Below are 16,936 nucleotides of genomic sequence, written 5' to 3' on the forward strand. Positions count from 1 at the left end.
ATTAATTTGATTGTTTGTTGTCGTTTATGATTATATGTGATTGATATTTATTTGTAAAGCGCTTTCTATGGATGGTATTTTAAGGAAGTCCGAGCCTACTTTGCATATCTTCTTATTGATATATATTCAAATATCGTGCCCTAGAGCGTTAATAAGGCTACCGGTGGTTTCGCCGGTAGCCTCTTGTTTGTAGTTATTCAACTCTTCTTTCTCATTCCTGCACAATGACCTAACCGTTACTTTCGTCCTCCTTACCTTTGCCAACGTTTTCTTAACTACCTCCAAAGCCGGCATCCGTTGGGGAATATCGGTATATACATTTCCATCATTTCCGCTAGATCTCTAAGTCTAAAATATTAACTGCTTCCCCGCTCACCGTTTGGAAACAGCACCTCATTTTTCTTTCACATAATTTCCCACAATCTTACGATAGGATGTCCATAATCTTTCGATACAGTAAAGGTGTAAGGGAAATCAACTATCCCTACATGCTACATAAATCGAGAGGAGTTCATCTCACTATGAAACCAACATGGAAAAAACGCGCCGTTCAAACGAGCATGCTCGCTATTATGACAACCATCGCATTCGGTGCTGTAAGCGCATCTGCGGCAGATACGACAACGGAAGCGAAACCTACGAAAGCTATTCAAATGGTGAAAGCTGTTGGAGCAGTACCAGCCCTTCACATCCGCTCTGCGAGTGCAGGCTTGCTTGGCCAACCCGCTCATGAGCGCAACTACTTGAAGCTGCTTGCTACTACATACGCTCCGGATACCCTCGCTGACTGGAAGAAAGCGCTCGACGATCGGAAGCAAGCAGAAGCAGATCTGCCAAAGCCTACTTTCGCTAAGACAGTAACGATTTCCAAAGATGATGCAGATGGTAAAGTGCAAGTATTCCCTTCTGTAGATGCTACTTTCATTACTACATTTGAAGGTGGAGAAGCGATTGAAGCTTTACCTCCATTGCCCGCTCTAACGCAAGGAGAGATCGATAATCTTCCACAAGGGGCAGACGCTCCTAAAAAAGTCTTCATCACACGACCTGCGCCGGCCGATGGAACGACGACTGAGCAGATTACCCGTGTTCTTCCAGTTGAGGCTGGGGTTGCGAGTGATATAATGGTAGCTAAGCCTGTGGAGTCTGAGAGCATGAAACTTCAACAAAAATTAACAGAGGCGGTAGAAGCGGATGATGCAGAAGCGATCCGTGCTATCCTTCCGGATTTATTGAAGGATTTTGTAAAGGGAACCGAAGACATGCGTGAAATAGCTAAAAAAATCAAAGAAACACAATCAGCTGAAGCTGACAATAAATAAGTAAAACGAAAGGTGGAACCGATCGCGACAAGCGATTCGGCTCCACTTTTCCCCATGTTATCAGGCATGGAAGGAGCGATATACGATGTATAGCATCTTTTTAGTAGAAGACGAAGAGCATTTAAGAGGCGTGCTTGCAGCCTATTTGGAGAAAGAGGGGTGGCAGGTGCGTTCGTTCCCCGATGGAACCTCAGCCAGAGAAGCGATCTCGGAGCGGCCGGACTTGTGGGTCCTCGATATTATGCTGCCGGGCGTGGATGGTTTCCAACTCATCCGTGAGATTAAAGCCGACCAACCGTCACAGCCCGTGATCTTCATCTCGGCCCGCGATGCCGATATCGATCGCATTATTGGACTTGAGCTTGGAAGCGATGACTATTTGGCGAAGCCGTTTCTGCCACGCGAGCTAGTGATCCGCTGTCGCAAGCTGCTAGAACGCGTATATGCGCGGCAAGGAAACAGCGTACTGACAGCTTCCATGGAGCGCCGCGCGCAGCTTACTACGTTAGCTTCTTACACCATCGACGAGCCCGCTCGCACCGTAACCGATAGTGATGGGAGCACGCTCGATTTGACCTCGAAGGAATTCGAGCTGTTGCTCTACTTCATTCAACATCAGGGACACGTGCTTGAACGAGAACAAGTTCTACGCTCTGTTTGGGGCATCGACTACTTCGGTACGGATCGTGTCGTCGACGATTTAGTACGCAGACTGCGCCGCAAGCTGCCAGACATGCGATTAGAAACCGTATACGGATACGGGTATAGGATGGTGAAATCATGAGTCTTCGACTAGGCCAGTGGCCGCTCGCCATGAAATTATGGGGGGCTTTCGCCGCGCTGACACTGTTCATTTTCACACTGCTTGCCGTGCTATTGCCTTGGACGTTAAAAGGGTTTTTCACCGAGCAGCTATATGATATTTTGATGGATACCCAAAGTGGTCTACAAGTAGAGGCAACCCAGGCGCAGGCGATAGCGAGTCCTATTTTCGCTTTCCCTTTATCCCCTCAGCCCGTGGAAATCACTACGAATCCGATTCCAACGTTAGAAAGTCGTGTGGTCGTCGCACAGAAAGCACAAGTACTCGCTGGAACGAGTATTGTCAGTGGGGAAGCAGCACCCGTTAGGGTTCCATTGGAAGCTGGCGCAGCGATAGATCCCTCGACGCTGGCCACGCAGCTCACCTTGCCTGTACAGGCTACACTAACTGGCCCGTCTATTCGTCATTTTATGATTAACGGTGCACAAGCCGCACAAGCGATCGAGACAACGGCCTCCAGCACCGAGCCTTTCATTGCAGCCATGGAGAAAGATGCGCTATCCCAGATGCAGCCCGTTGCCAAGTATACGCGCAGTATCGATAATAACAGTATCTTTTATGTCATCCGCAAAGAGGTCGTCCAAGGAGCACCCAACTTTATCGTTTCCTATGCTTGGGGCAACTACCGCAATGATCTCATCATGTCGATGTTCTTCCGACTGATCCTATTGATGGTTGGCCTTATCGTGATCAGCTGGCTCCCCTGCTTATTGTTAGCTCGGTATTTCACGCGTCCACTCGTTCAGATGGAACAGCATGTGGGACGCATGGCTGAACGCGATTGGCATGAACCTATCGATACAGGCCGCCGCAATGATGAGATTGGCCGCCTAGGCAAAGCGATTGAAGGGATGCGGCAGCGTCTTGTGAAGCAAGATCGTGCGCAGCAATTCTTCCTGCAGCATACGTCGCACGAACTAAAAACACCGGTCATGGTGATCCGCAGTTATGCGCAATCCATTCAAGACGGTGTTTTTCCGAAAGGCACGTTAAGTGCAAGCTTAGGCGTCATTATGAAAGAAGGCGAACGCCTAGAGAAGCGCATCCGCGATCTGTTATTGCTGAACAAATTGAATTATTTCACGGCCAAAGAGAAGCCTTTCCATGCTTTTGAAATCAAAGCGGTCATCGAAGATGTTGTAGAACGACTCCGTTATAAGCGTCCCGAGATCAACTGGGATCTGCACTTAGCTCCTTACAAGCTCATCGGAGATCAGGAACAGTGGAAGATAGCTTTGGAAAACATGCTCGATAATCAGCTTCGTTATGCCGAAACTTGTATTCGAATTCGCATGAGTCCCGCTCCTCACTTTGAAATTCAAATGAGTAACGACGGTCCGCTGCTCGATCAGACAATCGCGGATAATCTGTTCGAGCCTTTCCGCACCGGCGGCAAGGGGCAGTTCGGACTCGGCTTAGCCATCGTGAAACAAATTATGGATCATCACGGGATGAGCGTTCAGGCTCGGAATGAAAGCGATGGCGTCGCGTTCACCATTTTACCTGCTGACAATACGGTTCGAGGCTCCGAGGCATAGCACAAAGTAGCAGAAATAAATAGCTGCATAAATGATCGTCGTCGTAAGCACCGGGATTAGGATCTCTCCGCTAATCAGCTGGATCGTCGTCAGAGCCTTGAGAACCATGATGCTATGCACAACGCCTAGTATGAGCGGCAGCATGAACACGAACAGTGTCTGTTTGGCGATCGTCGTCCTAATTTCCTTGCGGCTTACACCGATTTTGCGCAGTATCGCATAGCGCTCTTTATCCTCGTTCGCATCCGTTAGCTGTTTGAAGTAAATCATACATCCCGTCGCGGCCAGGAAGACAAGCCCTAAGAAGCCCAGCGTGAAGATATCCATGCCAGCGGACTCCATGTTTTGGCGATATTGATAATAGTAGGTAGACATTCCGTTCTGTTCTGTTTTCAGCTTGATCAGGGAATTAGAGGTCAGCTTCGTTGACCCTTGATTCTTAACGACATACCCTTTGTATGTCACTTCTTCTGATCCGGGCAGCAGCTTGGCATACAGGGTGTCACTGACGATAAAGACGAGATCAGGGAAGCTCCAAGGGAGCATTCTCCCTACAATAATCTGCTGGACCGTTAGCGTTTGCTTGCCTGCCTGAGCTTCAAAGGAAATCGTGTCTCCCAACACTTCATTCAAGGTGAATGTCGAATATTTCGGCTGAATGACCGCGATATCATGATCTTGGAGTACAACCTGACCCTCTCTGTCTAACGTCTCTGAGGTACGATTGTACATGGAGGCTGACACCAGCTTGATTGGAACGGAACTCGGCGAATGACTCGATGGATGATAGAAGAAATTCGTCACGTCCGCCGTAACTCGGATAATGGGTACATCCAGCTTCTTTTCGATCGGATGCTCTTTATCCTGCTCCAAAATGGCGCTAACTTGCCCATCGAAGCTTGCTCCTTGTGAAATGTGCATGTAGCTGAAAGGAGCTTCTTCCTCTGCTTCCTTGGTTATCGTGAAATAGGCGCTTGATCCTACCGTTACTGCACAAAGCGTTAGCGCACTGAGCAGTGCAATCATCGTGAACATTCGCGTATTCCCTCGAATGCGATAAATCAATTGCGCTGTGGAAATCATGTTCATGCCTTTATAGTAGCGAGACTTCGTCTTTTGGGCGATTTTCAAGATATATATGAGCGCATACCGAAATAGCAGATACGTGCCGGAGATCAAGGTGCCGAAGATAATGAGGAAGTTCCGCCCCATTTGAGCAGAAGTCGTCATAGGTTGGAACACCGTCCAATAGCCGATAATTAATAACGCAACAGCCAAAACCGCTGAGAAAGCCGATGGCTTCGGAACCTGTTCCCCTTCTTGCTCTGCCTTGAACAATTCCACGAGTTGGAAGCGATAGATCAAGCGATAGCTGTGGATCGAAGTTATTACAATGATAATGGCAAATACGATCAGTGTGTTCACAATCGCCTCAGAGGCAATACTGAAGCTGACTTCAACGGCTGAATCCAGCAATTTGAGGAACATCATCGCAAACAACTTGGATAGTAAAGTCCCCAGAACAATGCCCACCGCAACGGCGTCAATGCCCATCATCATATTTTCATAAAATAACATCGTGCCAATCTTACGCTTCCTCACGCCAAGCAAGGCGTACAGGCCTACTTCTTTCTTCCGCTTTTTGGTGAAAAACGAGTTGGAATACCAGATAAACACCGCAACGAACAGAATGAGCACGATCGAAGCTTGCGTAAAAACGGACTTCATACCCTCCCATTTCTGCACATTCGCCGCAATCTCCTCACTGTAGCGCAAGGAAACGAACGTATAGTAGATCACAACACTGAAAATCATCGAGATGAAATAGATCAAATAATTTTTCAGATTACCGATGACATTCCTTCTGGCCAGACTAAATAAGGTCACTTGCCCCACCCCCTAGCACCGAGAGCACATCCATGACTTTATTAAAAAATTCCTTGCGCGAAGACGTCCCTTTATTTAACTCCGTAAATAATTGACCATCTTTAATAAAGACAACACGTGTACAATAGCTGGCTGCAAAAGCATCATGCGTCACGATAAGAATGGTCGATTTATCCTGTACATTCAAGCTCTGCAAGCTTTCTAGAAGCTCTGTCGCAGACTTGGAATCCAGTGCCCCTGTCGGCTCATCTGCCAGTACGAGACTGGGGTTTGACACGATGGCGCGGCATGCGGCTGTTCGCTGCTTCTGCCCGCCAGAAATTTGGTACGGGTACTTATCTAGCAGCGAATCGATGCCGAACTTCTTGCTGATCACCTCTACGCGGCGCTCCAATTCAGCTACATTCATTCTGGCTAGAGCTAGCGGGAGTATAATGTTCTCCTTCACAGTCAACGTATCGAGCAAGTTGTAGTCCTGAAAAATGAAGCCCAGCTTGTCACGCCGGAAGTTCGCTAGCTCTGCCTCCTTCATCTTCATTAGACTAATCCCGTCAACAATGATTTCCCCTGAGGTGGGCTGGTCGATCGTGGCTAACAAGTTCAGCAGCGTCGTTTTGCCCGATCCGGAAGGCCCCATAATGCCTACGAATTCACCTTGGGTAATCGTTAAATCGATATCCTTCAGCGCCGTAAATACATTTCCTTTGGTGCCGTATACTTTCTTCAGTTGTTTGGCTTGGGCGATTATTTTCATATCGGTTATTCCTCCAATAAGCATGGTTTGCTTCTTAATACCTCTATCCTACTATCTCCGAGACCATGCAACCATCGAAGTAACTTACAACTCCTCCGCGTTACCTTACAATTTTGTCATGATTATGCTACCATTTCTGGTGAAGTGTTATAATCGGCTCATTCGTCCCTTTAGGAGGCATGGAAATGTCTATGAAAATTATGATCGTGGAAGATGATAAAACGATACGGGATACGGTAGCTGAAGCACTTGGCCGCTGGGGGTTTGAAACGATTATTATCGAACAATTCGACTCCGTACTCACTGTTTATGTGAACGAAAATCCCCATCTCGTGCTGATGGACATAAATTTACCGGCGTTCGACGGATTCTACTGGTGCCGCCAAATCAGGGAAGTATCGAACGTGCCCATTCTCTTCCTCTCGTCTCGTAATACACCTATGGATATGGTCATGTCGATGAATATGGGTGGCGATGATTTTATCCAGAAGCCTTTCTACACCGATGTCCTCGTGGCAAAAATCAATGCCCTGCTGCGCAGAACCTACTCCTACATGGAGACATCAGCCAATGTAATGGCCCATAATGGTGTCGTCCTGAATTTGAAGGATGGTGACATCGCCTGCGGGGATCAGAAAACAGAGCTTACCCGGAATGAATTCAAAATTCTCACCATTCTCATGCAGCATCAAGGTGCCATTGTCAGCAGAGAGCAGATGATGCGTGGACTTTGGGAGGATGAAAGTTTCGTCGACGATAATACGTTAACTGTTAATATTACCCGCCTGCGTAAAAAGCTTGCTGAACTTGGACGCGATGATTTCATCACAACCAAGAAAGGGCAAGGGTACATGATCCCATGAGCTTTCTCTCCTATTTGAAGGATAAACGATATTTCATGGGGATGTATGCGGTGACGATGCTATTCGTTTCGCTGATCATGCTTGTCAGTGTAAAAGGGCAGGCAGCCCTTAACAATATCACCTACACGAATGCGGGCTGTTTTCTATTCGCTGCCTTGTATATAATCTTTGGCTACTTCTATCGGAAGTCCTTCTATAAGGAGCTAAATGAGTTTCTTGGCAAAAGCCAACATCAAGATTGGGCCATCGCGGCAATGCCCGACCCTCAAACCAACCAGCAAGAGCTCTATCTGCAGCTGTTAACTCAGCTGTCGAAGGACCAAGCGAATGAAACGCATCTCCTGCAATCGGAGATCCGTAATCATCAGGACTTCATCCTCTCCTGGATTCATGAGGTGAAGCTGCCTATCGCAGCCAGCCGCCTCATTATGGAGAACCGCGCCGGCAAAACCGCGGAATATCTCGTGGACAAGCTCGAAGATGAGCTTAGCAAGATCGACAGCTATGTTGAGCAAGCACTCTACTACTCGCGTATTGACTCCTTTTCCAGAGATTACTTCATCTCAGAGTTGTCGCTGACCACCCTTGTGAAGGATAGTGTCAAGAAGGTGGCCAAACTGTTTATCGCCAAACGTATACGTCCGGATATGGAAGACCTCACTCACCATGTGAATAGTGACAGCAAGTGGCTGGGCTACATCGTGGGCCAGATCGTGGGGAATGCCTTAACCTACACCGACAATGGCGGCAGCATCACCTTCCGCTCCGAAGAAACCGATTCCGAGAAACGGTTGATCATTCAGGACACAGGGATAGGGATTGATTCCGCTGATCTGGGTCGCGTGTTCGATAAAGGCTTCACAGGCAAAAATGGCCGAACACACAGCCGCTCTACCGGGATGGGGCTCTATTTAGTCAAGCAAATGGCGATCAAGCTCGGCCATGATCTGTCGATCACATCGACCGAAGGCGAGGGGACCACGGTTACCATTCATTTCATGAAGATGCAGCATTATAATGATTTGCGTTGATGGTTGCAAAAGTGAGAAAAGCCTCCAAACCTGTGTGTTCAGGTTGGAGGCTTTTCTGATTTTGGGGAGCTGATCACTTACATGAGGTCAGGTATCTACACCCCTGCCTTCTGCTAAAGCCACTTTTCTGTTGTATCTACAACAGATTACATCGAACGTGAAGCCTCTACTTTAGCAGCTGGTTGCTCGTGCTTTTTCAACAGGGATAAGAAAATAACCACGATAGCCACTGCACCAATGACCCCTAAGGTCCACGCCGGGCTGCTCAAATTCAAGTTCTGACCGAAGTAGAACAAATCGCGAAGTCCTTCTGCTGAGAAGCGCAGCGGCAGCCAAGAATAAAGCCAGTCATGACTGAAGCTAGGCAATAACTCTGGCGGCAATGAAAGCACCGGTGCGCCGAAGAAGAAAACGAGCACGAACAGCGGCACTCCTTTTAAACCAAGCCAGCTGACGACTGCCGTTTGCAACAGGAAGAAGGCGAAACCGACTAAAGTAAGGAATAAACCGATCTCCCAATAACTTGGAATGGATAAGCCCAACCATTTTCCTGCTACCAGAAGAATACTGGCAGCAGCAGCCGCGGTGATCACGACACCACTGAGCAATTGGGAAACTTGGATGCCGAAGCGATGCAGGCGGGAGCCCGTTTGTGTAGCTTTGCCTGCAGCCATAAAGAGCAGCAGCGTTGTCACCATCGCTCCAAACCAAGCCAGCTGTGTCAACACAACAGGGGCGTTGCCATTTGCGCTGTTTGTGCCCACAGCGTTTACGTTTTTGCTGGTGACGACGATAGGTGAAGCGAACGCTTTGGTTTGGTCAACGGTGAGGGTTCCGCCTTTTTGGCTGACTTGCGCCAGCAGCTGCTCTCTGACCTGACCGTTAATGCCATTAAGGATCTGCCCCAACACGCCATTTGCCATCGTAGCCGCCGTGTTATTCATCCCTTGGTTCACATAAACCGTTAGAGAGGATGCCTGCGGCCCAGGGGACAATAAGCTTACTAGCTTATGGCTGAAATCGGCAGGAATGATAATCGCTGCGTAAGCTTGCTCTCTGTTCATCGCATCGATGGCTTCTTGTTCACTGGCCATAGTCGTCCATTTGAGTGGAGAGACCGTATCTGCTTGCGCTGGAGCAGCGGTTATTTTCTCCTGAATGAGCTTGCCGAAATTCATTTCTTGCCCGTTTGGAAGCTTCTCACCTGCATCCATTTGAACGAGCAGCACGGGCAGATTCTTAAAATAACCTCTACTTGATAAGACATAGTTCTTCCCCTCCAAATGTGTTGTACTTAAACAGTTGAATTATTCTACCAGTTACTCTTCACTATACAAAGAAGGAGCTGTCGCAAGATCAGCTCACCAACTAAATGTTCTCCCATAACCACCATTGGTTAAATAATATCAAAGTAATTCGGACAGAAGTTAGTTGAATTCAATTATATTGGAACATTACCTAGAGATAGTTAGACAGGCTACAAGACTAATACATTCGGGGCTTTCCTGCCCGTCAACGTAATGAGGCTGCCGATCTTGCCGGCAGCCTTTTAAGGTATGTTTATTGAGAAAACGATCCCCGTTAGTGGAATATTTCTACTTTAATTAACCCCAAAATATCTTAAATTCTTGGAATAGATTTATAAGCGCTGAGATTTTCCCTTTTTATTCCTACGTACAATTATAAAAAAAATTTAAAAAAGCAGTCTTGCTCACAAGACTGCTCCAGAAAATACACACTTATTTATCTTTTTTTGCTTTAATTTCCCCATCTAAAGATGGAAGCCCAGCAAAGTACCCTACATATCCAGGGTTTTGTGAACTGTTCATGAGATAAGTAAATCCATCTAGATTATCGATCATTTGTAATCCAGTAGACTCCCCACCACCTGGAACTGAAAGGATGCGAGAAAGCTTCTTAGTATCCACATTGTAAGCCCATGTATAACAATTTTCATGCTTATCAGAGTCTTCAGCAATAAATAAGGTTCTCATTTTTGGCGAATAGACAAGGTTGTCTGGGTTAGCAATTTTATCTACGTTCGCTTTATTACCGTCTGCATCCGGGGTAGCCAGATCCTCACCCATCACAAGACCAGCCATGCTTACAGGAACATAATGGCTATCAATCTTTTCGCCATCTTGGGTTTTACGGTTTGGTTGGAAGGAAAGCTCATAAACTCCACCCGCACTAATTTTTGGCAATTGAATGTCATCGGCAGGTGCGGTAGGTTCAGCTAGCATCGTGTTTTCCTGATAGGAAATGGCTAAGTATGCCTTATTATCTTTTTCGTTGAAATCAAGACCTTCCATTTTATTAAATTCTACCGTTGAACCAACGTAAGCTGCATACCGATGTGTTTCTAAGAAAGCAGCGGCTTTTTCCATTCCTGACTTCACTTTCAGCCATTCCACTTTTTTACCGTTAGCTGGTGTTTTTACTGGCGTGTATCCCTCAGCTTTCCCTTTAACAGCGTCATCCGTCACGTCGAAAATGTCACTGAATTTCTTGGTTTCCGCCAATTGCTGAATTTCTGCATCGCTTGCATGTCCAAGCTTGATCCATTCAAGATTTGCTGAAACTTCATTGTCTGTACTAGTCTGAAACCACTTTGCGGCATATAATGTTCCTGCTGATAAATCTTGAGCTTTGTCGGCTACATACATAAAGAATCCACCCGGGTTGCTGTCAACACCATAAATCACTGTTCGGTTATCAGGCATGACCTTAACACGCTCAAATGCCATCCGACCCATGCTGTAATGTTTGACAACACTTGTATCTCCATTCGCGTTCACCATAACTTCAGGTAAATGGCCATAAAAATAAGGATTTCCGATCATAGTCGGATCATTATAATAGTTTTTCATAAAATTTGTAACAGGAGATTTAGAAGGATTCGCTTCATGAGCTCTAGCATCCGGATCTGTCTCTTCGGAACCAAGATGTGTATTCCAAGGAGTTAACAATCCAGCACATGGCTTCCAAATACCGTGTACGGCTGAAAAATCGATGGGTTTGATATCCACAACCGTAAGTTTACCAGTAGCCGGATCCATTTTTACCGTACTTAAGCTCATTGTTCCTGGGTTTTCAAGCCCATTTTCATTCTTCGGCATCGATTCATAGTGACTGATCATATAATAGGTGTTTTCCTGCAACCCAGGCACTTTCATTAAGCTATTCATATCCGGTGCAGTCGACACATAGGGAGTACCATCTGCTTTAGTCATTATCTCACCATTTGCATTCATTGTGATACCGGCTGTTTTGCCATTAATCACATCACCAGGTCTGAACAATGTTTCATAGCTTAGCGGAAGTTTTTTTTTGCTCCCATCCACATATGTAACTTCTACCGATGCTTTCGAATACATCAGATTATTCTTCTCTTGATCCGTTTTCGGTGCATCCATTCCTATGAAATCTACCGATTTGATTTTCTGTTGGTCATGAGGTGCAGCCAAAACAGAACCGACGGATGAAAGTACAAATGATGCTGCAAGTGCAGGTATGATGAATTTCTTCACTCTCTTCACTCCTTTATATTTGTGCCTCAGTAAATGGTTACAAATACTAGTTTAGAAGACTTTCATTATTTAAATGTTTTGTAGAGGTAAAGTTTTGGTAAAATTCAGAAAAAACATTTCTTTATTGTATCACCCATAGCATATGTAATCTTCTTTCTCAAGAAAAGTCACATGGAGCACTGTATTATTCCATACTTTATTCCGCTATCCTGCCCGTCTTCAATGAGAAAGAGGAGCTGCTTCGCTGCAGGCTCCTCCAATTCGTCTCTGTTTGTTAAGTCAGGAAAACCTTCTTTTAACTTCTTTTAATATTCGATCAACTATGAAATCTGTATGTGATGTAGAACCTGTACTACTCATTCATCCGTTGTACCTGGTCTATCCATTGCATAAACGATTGTACATAGCGCTGCAGATATTTGCGGGTCGTTTCATCTATGAGCTTGCGAGTATCTGAATCAATCTTATCCAAAACTTGAGATATATACATTTTTTGAGACGGCATAACATATGACTGGGTGGCATCCAACGTTTGCCTAATTTGCTGCTGCGACAAAATCGTTCCTTTTGCGCCAGGCGTTGCACCTATCACACCTGCAGGCTTATGAATTAAGACGGCTGTTTTGGTTGGTGTCGATGCCCAGTCCAGTGCATTTTTTAGTACACCCGGTATTCCTGAGTTATACTCTGGGCTAACGATGATGATGCCATCCGTCTTTTGAATCGCCTCACGATAATGCATAACTGGGTCTGGCCCTTCTCCATGATCCAAATCCGCGTTATACAAGGGAAGATTCTCAATCGATATGTATTCATAGTTCGCGGAATCTACGAGTTCAGGGATCGTATTCGCAATCATTTGATTAACCGAATTTCCTCTTAAACTACCAACAATAATCCCTATTCTTTTCAAATCAGCCAACCTCCTCATAGAATTTAGAAGCCATTTTCATTCAATCATATAATATTTTCCTCATTTTGTGTGGAATGGCTTTAGTTTATGGTGCTTTATAACATAATTGTATGTATTCTGCCCGTGAGCACAGCAAAGCTGCCGACCTAAGGGCCTGTTGACAAAAAAACAGGCCCCTAAACCGGCTGCCTACCATTGGTGTTATTGAACAAACGTTTCCCGTTAGATTCCTGTAGATGGATAAATTTCAGCTTTGTATAAAAAGGAGCGCCTCTGTACGATGGAAGTACGCTACGGGTCAAAAGCCCTTTAATTCCATCATCCAGGAGGACGCTCTACTATGAAGTTTAAATCACAAGATAAGCAAAATCAACTCATTGAAAACATTACCGTTAATCATATTGTTGTTGGTGTAGACATTGCTCAGGAGTCCCATGTTGCCAGAGCGGTTAACTTTCGAGGTGTCGCTCTCGGAAATCCTTTTGTGTTTAGTAATGACGAGGATGGTTTCAAGTCCCTCGACCGTTGGATTCGCGACTTGTTAGCTTCATTTAAATTATCTCAAGTTATCGTTGGTATGGAACCGACTGGCCATTACTGGCTAAGCCTCGCCGGGTGGCTCAAAAACAAAGCCATTGAAGCCGTACTCGTTAATCCTCACCTAGTTAAAAAGAATAAAGAAAACCGTGACAATACACGCTCTAAAAGCGACAAAAAAGATGCTTTAGTTATTGCCGACATGGTGAAAAACGGCTACTACTCCCCTGTCCGCTTCCATTCTTCCGAATACGAGGAGCTACGAGTGCTCATGGTTAATCGAGAAACGGTCGTTAAACGACTCGTAAGTGCCGTTAACCAGATCCACCGCTGGGTCGACATTGTCTTCCCTGAACTCAGACAAGTCATTAAGATCTTAACTTGCAAGGGTGCATTGTTAACCCTTCGGCTTTTTCCGCTCCCGGCGGACCTATGTAAACTAAATCCTGACGATGTAATTAAAGGATGGCAGAAATCAATGAAGCGGCATTCTGGTGTACGCAGAGCTCATCTACTCATCGATCTTGCCAAGAAAACTGTTGGATGTAAGCAGGCAACACATGCTTACAAACTCCATCTAGAGCAGCTCCTTGAGGAGCACGACTTAGCCACTAAACAACTGCAGAGGATCGAAAAAGAAGCCAAAGACGTTGTTGAACGTATCCCCTATTCAGGCAAAATCCTTGCCATTACTGGAATAAGTCCAATTGCTCTAGCTGGTGTTTTAGGAGAGTCGGGGGATCTTAGCGGTTATGCGCACGGGAACGCTCTACTCCGTCATGCAGGACTTAATATAACCGAAGCAAGCTCTGGGAAATGGAAGGGGCAACTGAAGCTCAGCAAACGAGGCCGTCCGCGCCTGCGTCACTTTCTCTATTTAATTACGATGTGTATGGTCATGAGTAACCAAGAATTTAAAGCCTTACACCACTACAATGTTCAGGTGAAAAAGCTTAAAAAGATGAAGTCTATCATGAAGCTATGTGGAAAGCTAGCTCGACTCTTAGTAGGAATGGCTCGTAGTGATGAAGCTTACAACCCCGATAAAATTTTTGCATTAGCAGCTTAACATAACCCTTATCTCACGCAAGTTGGCTTATTCGCAGGAGACAAAGAAAGCACGGAGTATCGGGATACGTTACGCAAAAAGGCTCTGACCTGTTCCGTTAGAAAGACCGACCTCCACCCCTTAGATAGATGTGACGAAGGAATGTAAGGGCTACTGACCCGTTGAGACATGGGAGTGAAAATCGCTAAGGGCATCGTGGAGAATACGTGCAGCATTTGGAATGAATTGGGTGATTCAACTCCACCTCTGTTCCCGCACACCTTTTTAACGACACATCCTAATATATCTCGCTATCTTTCATTCATCATCATAGTCTAAAGGATGAAATCCTGCGAATAGACGAGCTTGCGTGAGGAAATTAAATTATTCTGAGGGAGCGTAATCAGCCAAATGCTACGAAGCGTGAATGCGGTGTTATGCCAAGGCACCTTTCGAGCGTATTTCCAAAATTCATATATCCTCTCCTTAAAAGGTTACTATCACTTTTCCTTCGGAGTGGCCAGTAGAAACTTTATTTAAAGCCATGTTAATGTCATCAAAATTATAAACTGAATCTATAGCGGGCTTAATATCTTCATCCTCAACTAGTTTCGTCAGTTTTTGTAATTGCCTGCCATTGGCGGACACGAATAAGAAGCGATATTCTTTATTCTGTTTAACTGCTAATCGATCTAAACGAGCACCTACTAAACCAAACAATAGCTTTTTCCATATTGGAAAGTAATTTTCAGCAGCAAAGCGGTAATTGGGTAAAGCCTTCAATGATACCAATTTCCCTTGGGGTTTGAGAATAGCAAGTTCCGTTTTAATTTCTTTTGCCCCCAATGTATCGATAACATAATCGATATTAGATAGCAAATCAAAATAATTTTCCTCTTTATAGTTAATGAATTGATCAGCGCCGATGGACAGTGTACGTGATCTCCCTCTTTCACTGCCGCTCGTAATCACATATAACCCCATCGATTTGGCAATCGGGATAGCCATCGTACCAAAGCCGCCAGTTCCTCCAGGAATAAATAGTTTTTTATCGGGTTGAACATGAAGTACATCATGCAAGGCTTGATATGCAGTCAAAGCCGTGAGGGGTACCGCGGCGGCCTCAATAAAAGAAAGATTTTTAGGCATAACGGAAATCGCATCCTCATGGACTGCCGCATACTCAGCAAAAGCTCCGATTTTATTTATTGGCAGCCTCGTATAAACGGGATCTCCAACCTTGAATTTCACAACATCTTTTCCAACAGCCTCAATAACGCCGGATAGTTCGTTTCCTAAAGTTAAAGGGAAGTCATAATCGGCAATCATGCGAATACTACCATTTAAAATAAGAATGTCTAAGGGATTTACACCTGCAGCTTTTACTTTGATAAGAACCTCATGGTTATTGATTTCCGGTATTTTTATATTGTTTATTTCTAATTGGATTTGTTTTGAATATTTTTCCATTTGTGCAGCTTTCAATTCTTCATCTTCTCCTTTTCTCATTTATCTTAATTCCACATTCGTTTATTGGAAAAATTGACGGCGTACTTTAACTTGTACGCCATCATAAAGCAATATCCATGTTATTCTTTACTGTTGTTGAGTTCTTTCATCGTAGGATAATCTGTGTAACCCTCGCTTCCGTTACCAGAGTACAATGTTTTACGATCTGCTTCATTTAAAGGAAAGCCTTCTTTAAGACGTTCAACTAAGTCCGGATTAGCTAATGACCATACCCCGACTGGCGCCATATCAGCAAGGCCATTATCAATATCTACACTAAGATCTTCTAGAGCCCGTCCAGCTCTATTGACTAATAATGGATTTGGCCAGATGTTGCGAATTTCACGGAGCAGTGTTTCGTTCCCTAAATGCATAACATGGAGGTAAGCTAAATTATATTGAGCTAATTCTTTTACAAGGTGAAGATAAACTTCAGGACCGTGTTCGCCCTCATCAATTCCGTTAAGAGGTGTTCCCGGCGAAATACGGAAGCCTGTTTGTTCTGCTCCAATTTCTTCAACGATTGCTTTCGTTACTTCAATTGCAAAGCGAGCACGGTTCTCTATCGATCCACCGTATTTATCCGATCGTGTATTAGAATTCTCCCCAATAAATTGATTAATCAGATAACCATTTGCTCCATGAATTTCAACGCCGTCAGCTCCTGCTTTAATAGCTGCCGCTGCTGCTTTCCGGAAGTCTGCAATTGTCGTCTGGATATCTTCTTCACTTAACTCTCTTGGAACGGGTATTTCCTGCATCCCTTTAGCCGTAAACATTTCTACACCAGGTGCGATCGCAGATGGTGCAACGGGTTGACGATGATGTGGTGTATTGTCGGGGTGCGAAACACGACCGACATGCATTAATTGGATAAATATAAATCCACCTGCTTCATGTACCGCATCCGTAACCTTTTTCCAACCTTCAATATGCTTTTCCGTATAGATGCCCGGTGACCTTAAGTAACCTTGACCATCATCAGAAGGTTGTGTGCCTTCAGTAATAATTAAACCCATTGATGCTCTTTGAGCATAATAATGGGAAGTTAGCTCTCCCGGCGTACCATCCTCTTGCGCTCTACTTCGTGTCATTGGTGCCATCGCTAACCGATGGGGTAATTCCAGGTTGCCAATTTTCGTTTTGCTCCACAGTTTTTCCATTTTAAAAACCCCTCTTTG

14 protein-coding genes are annotated in these 16,936 nt (G+C 45.1%); 6 read left to right on the forward strand and 8 right to left on the reverse strand.

Annotation, left to right across the window (positions count from 1 at the left end):
- Positions 1 to 126: 126 nt before the first annotated feature.
- On the reverse strand, positions 127 to 294 hold the full coding sequence (locus tag ACSQ8P_RS32075; protein WP_436238889.1) for a hypothetical protein: 168 nt from the start codon (positions 292 to 294) through the stop codon (positions 127 to 129).
- Between the two features lie 227 nt (positions 295 to 521).
- Between ACSQ8P_RS32075 and ACSQ8P_RS32080 the strand changes: the two genes are divergently transcribed.
- The 3 genes from ACSQ8P_RS32080 to ACSQ8P_RS32090 all read left to right on the forward strand — a co-directional run bounded on the left by ACSQ8P_RS32080 (position 522) and on the right by ACSQ8P_RS32090 (position 3,683).
- Entirely contained in the window at positions 522 to 1,322 is an 801-nt protein-coding gene (locus ACSQ8P_RS32080) for a hypothetical protein (protein ID WP_436238890.1), read from the forward strand.
- A gap of 85 nt (positions 1,323 to 1,407) precedes the next feature.
- The gene (locus ACSQ8P_RS32085; protein WP_436238891.1) at positions 1,408 to 2,106 is read left to right on the forward strand and encodes a response regulator transcription factor; all 699 of its coding nucleotides are present in this window, start codon (positions 1,408 to 1,410) and stop codon (positions 2,104 to 2,106) included.
- On the forward strand, positions 2,103 to 3,683 hold the full coding sequence (locus tag ACSQ8P_RS32090) for a HAMP domain-containing sensor histidine kinase (RefSeq protein WP_436238892.1): 1,581 nt from the start codon (positions 2,103 to 2,105) through the stop codon (positions 3,681 to 3,683). Before ACSQ8P_RS32085 ends, ACSQ8P_RS32090 begins: the two co-directional genes overlap by 4 nt.
- On the opposite strand, the gene ACSQ8P_RS32095 is transcribed toward ACSQ8P_RS32090, so the two are convergent.
- Positions 3,645 to 5,570, reverse strand: a complete 1,926-nt coding sequence (locus ACSQ8P_RS32095) for an FtsX-like permease family protein (protein WP_436238893.1) — start codon at positions 5,568 to 5,570, stop codon at positions 3,645 to 3,647. The genes ACSQ8P_RS32090 and ACSQ8P_RS32095 overlap by 39 nt on opposite strands.
- Positions 5,557 to 6,324: an ABC transporter ATP-binding protein gene (locus ACSQ8P_RS32100; RefSeq protein ID WP_436238894.1), complete on the reverse strand. Its 768-nt coding sequence runs from the start codon at positions 6,322 to 6,324 to the stop codon at positions 5,557 to 5,559. Before ACSQ8P_RS32100 ends, ACSQ8P_RS32095 begins: the two co-directional genes overlap by 14 nt.
- Positions 6,325 to 6,515: 191 nt before the next feature.
- Between ACSQ8P_RS32100 and ACSQ8P_RS32105 the strand changes: the two genes are divergently transcribed.
- Both ACSQ8P_RS32105 and ACSQ8P_RS32110 read left to right on the forward strand, forming a co-directional pair.
- Positions 6,516 to 7,187, forward strand: coding sequence for a response regulator transcription factor (locus ACSQ8P_RS32105; protein ID WP_436239662.1), 672 nt, complete (start codon positions 6,516 to 6,518; stop codon positions 7,185 to 7,187).
- A complete protein-coding gene (locus ACSQ8P_RS32110; RefSeq protein ID WP_436238895.1) occupies positions 7,184 to 8,218 on the forward strand; it encodes a sensor histidine kinase in 1,035 nt (344 codons plus the stop codon). Before ACSQ8P_RS32105 ends, ACSQ8P_RS32110 begins: the two co-directional genes overlap by 4 nt.
- 146 nt (positions 8,219 to 8,364) lie before the next feature.
- Here the strand turns inward: ACSQ8P_RS32110 and ACSQ8P_RS32115 are convergent, their stop codons facing one another.
- From ACSQ8P_RS32115 to ACSQ8P_RS32125, 3 genes are all read right to left on the reverse strand, one after another.
- Entirely contained in the window at positions 8,365 to 9,501 is a 1,137-nt protein-coding gene (locus ACSQ8P_RS32115; RefSeq protein WP_436238896.1) for a YhgE/Pip domain-containing protein, read from the reverse strand.
- Positions 9,502 to 9,957: 456 nt separating this feature from the next.
- A complete protein-coding gene (locus ACSQ8P_RS32120; protein WP_436238897.1) occupies positions 9,958 to 11,748 on the reverse strand; it encodes a PhoX family protein in 1,791 nt (596 codons plus the stop codon).
- Positions 11,749 to 12,100: 352 nt separating this feature from the next.
- The gene (locus tag ACSQ8P_RS32125) at positions 12,101 to 12,661 is read right to left on the reverse strand and encodes an NADPH-dependent FMN reductase (RefSeq protein ID WP_436238898.1); all 561 of its coding nucleotides are present in this window, start codon (positions 12,659 to 12,661) and stop codon (positions 12,101 to 12,103) included.
- A gap of 340 nt (positions 12,662 to 13,001) precedes the next feature.
- Here ACSQ8P_RS32125 and ACSQ8P_RS32130 point away from each other — a divergent pair, with 340 nt between their 5' ends.
- On the forward strand, positions 13,002 to 14,267 hold the full coding sequence (locus ACSQ8P_RS32130) for an IS110 family transposase (protein ID WP_436238899.1): 1,266 nt from the start codon (positions 13,002 to 13,004) through the stop codon (positions 14,265 to 14,267).
- 465 nt (positions 14,268 to 14,732) lie between these two features.
- Here ACSQ8P_RS32130 and ACSQ8P_RS32135 read toward each other — a convergent pair whose 3' ends face one another.
- Positions 14,733 to 15,755, reverse strand: coding sequence for an NADP-dependent oxidoreductase (locus ACSQ8P_RS32135; protein WP_436238900.1), 1,023 nt, complete (start codon positions 15,753 to 15,755; stop codon positions 14,733 to 14,735).
- Positions 15,756 to 15,835: 80 nt separating this feature from the next.
- Positions 15,836 to 16,918, reverse strand: coding sequence for an alkene reductase (locus tag ACSQ8P_RS32140; RefSeq protein ID WP_436238901.1), 1,083 nt, complete (start codon positions 16,916 to 16,918; stop codon positions 15,836 to 15,838).
- Positions 16,919 to 16,936: the final 18 nt, after the last annotated feature.

Source organism: Paenibacillus sp. LjRoot153 (assembly GCF_964253085.1).
In the GTDB taxonomy this organism is placed as follows: domain Bacteria; phylum Bacillota; class Bacilli; order Paenibacillales; family NBRC-103111; genus Paenibacillus_E.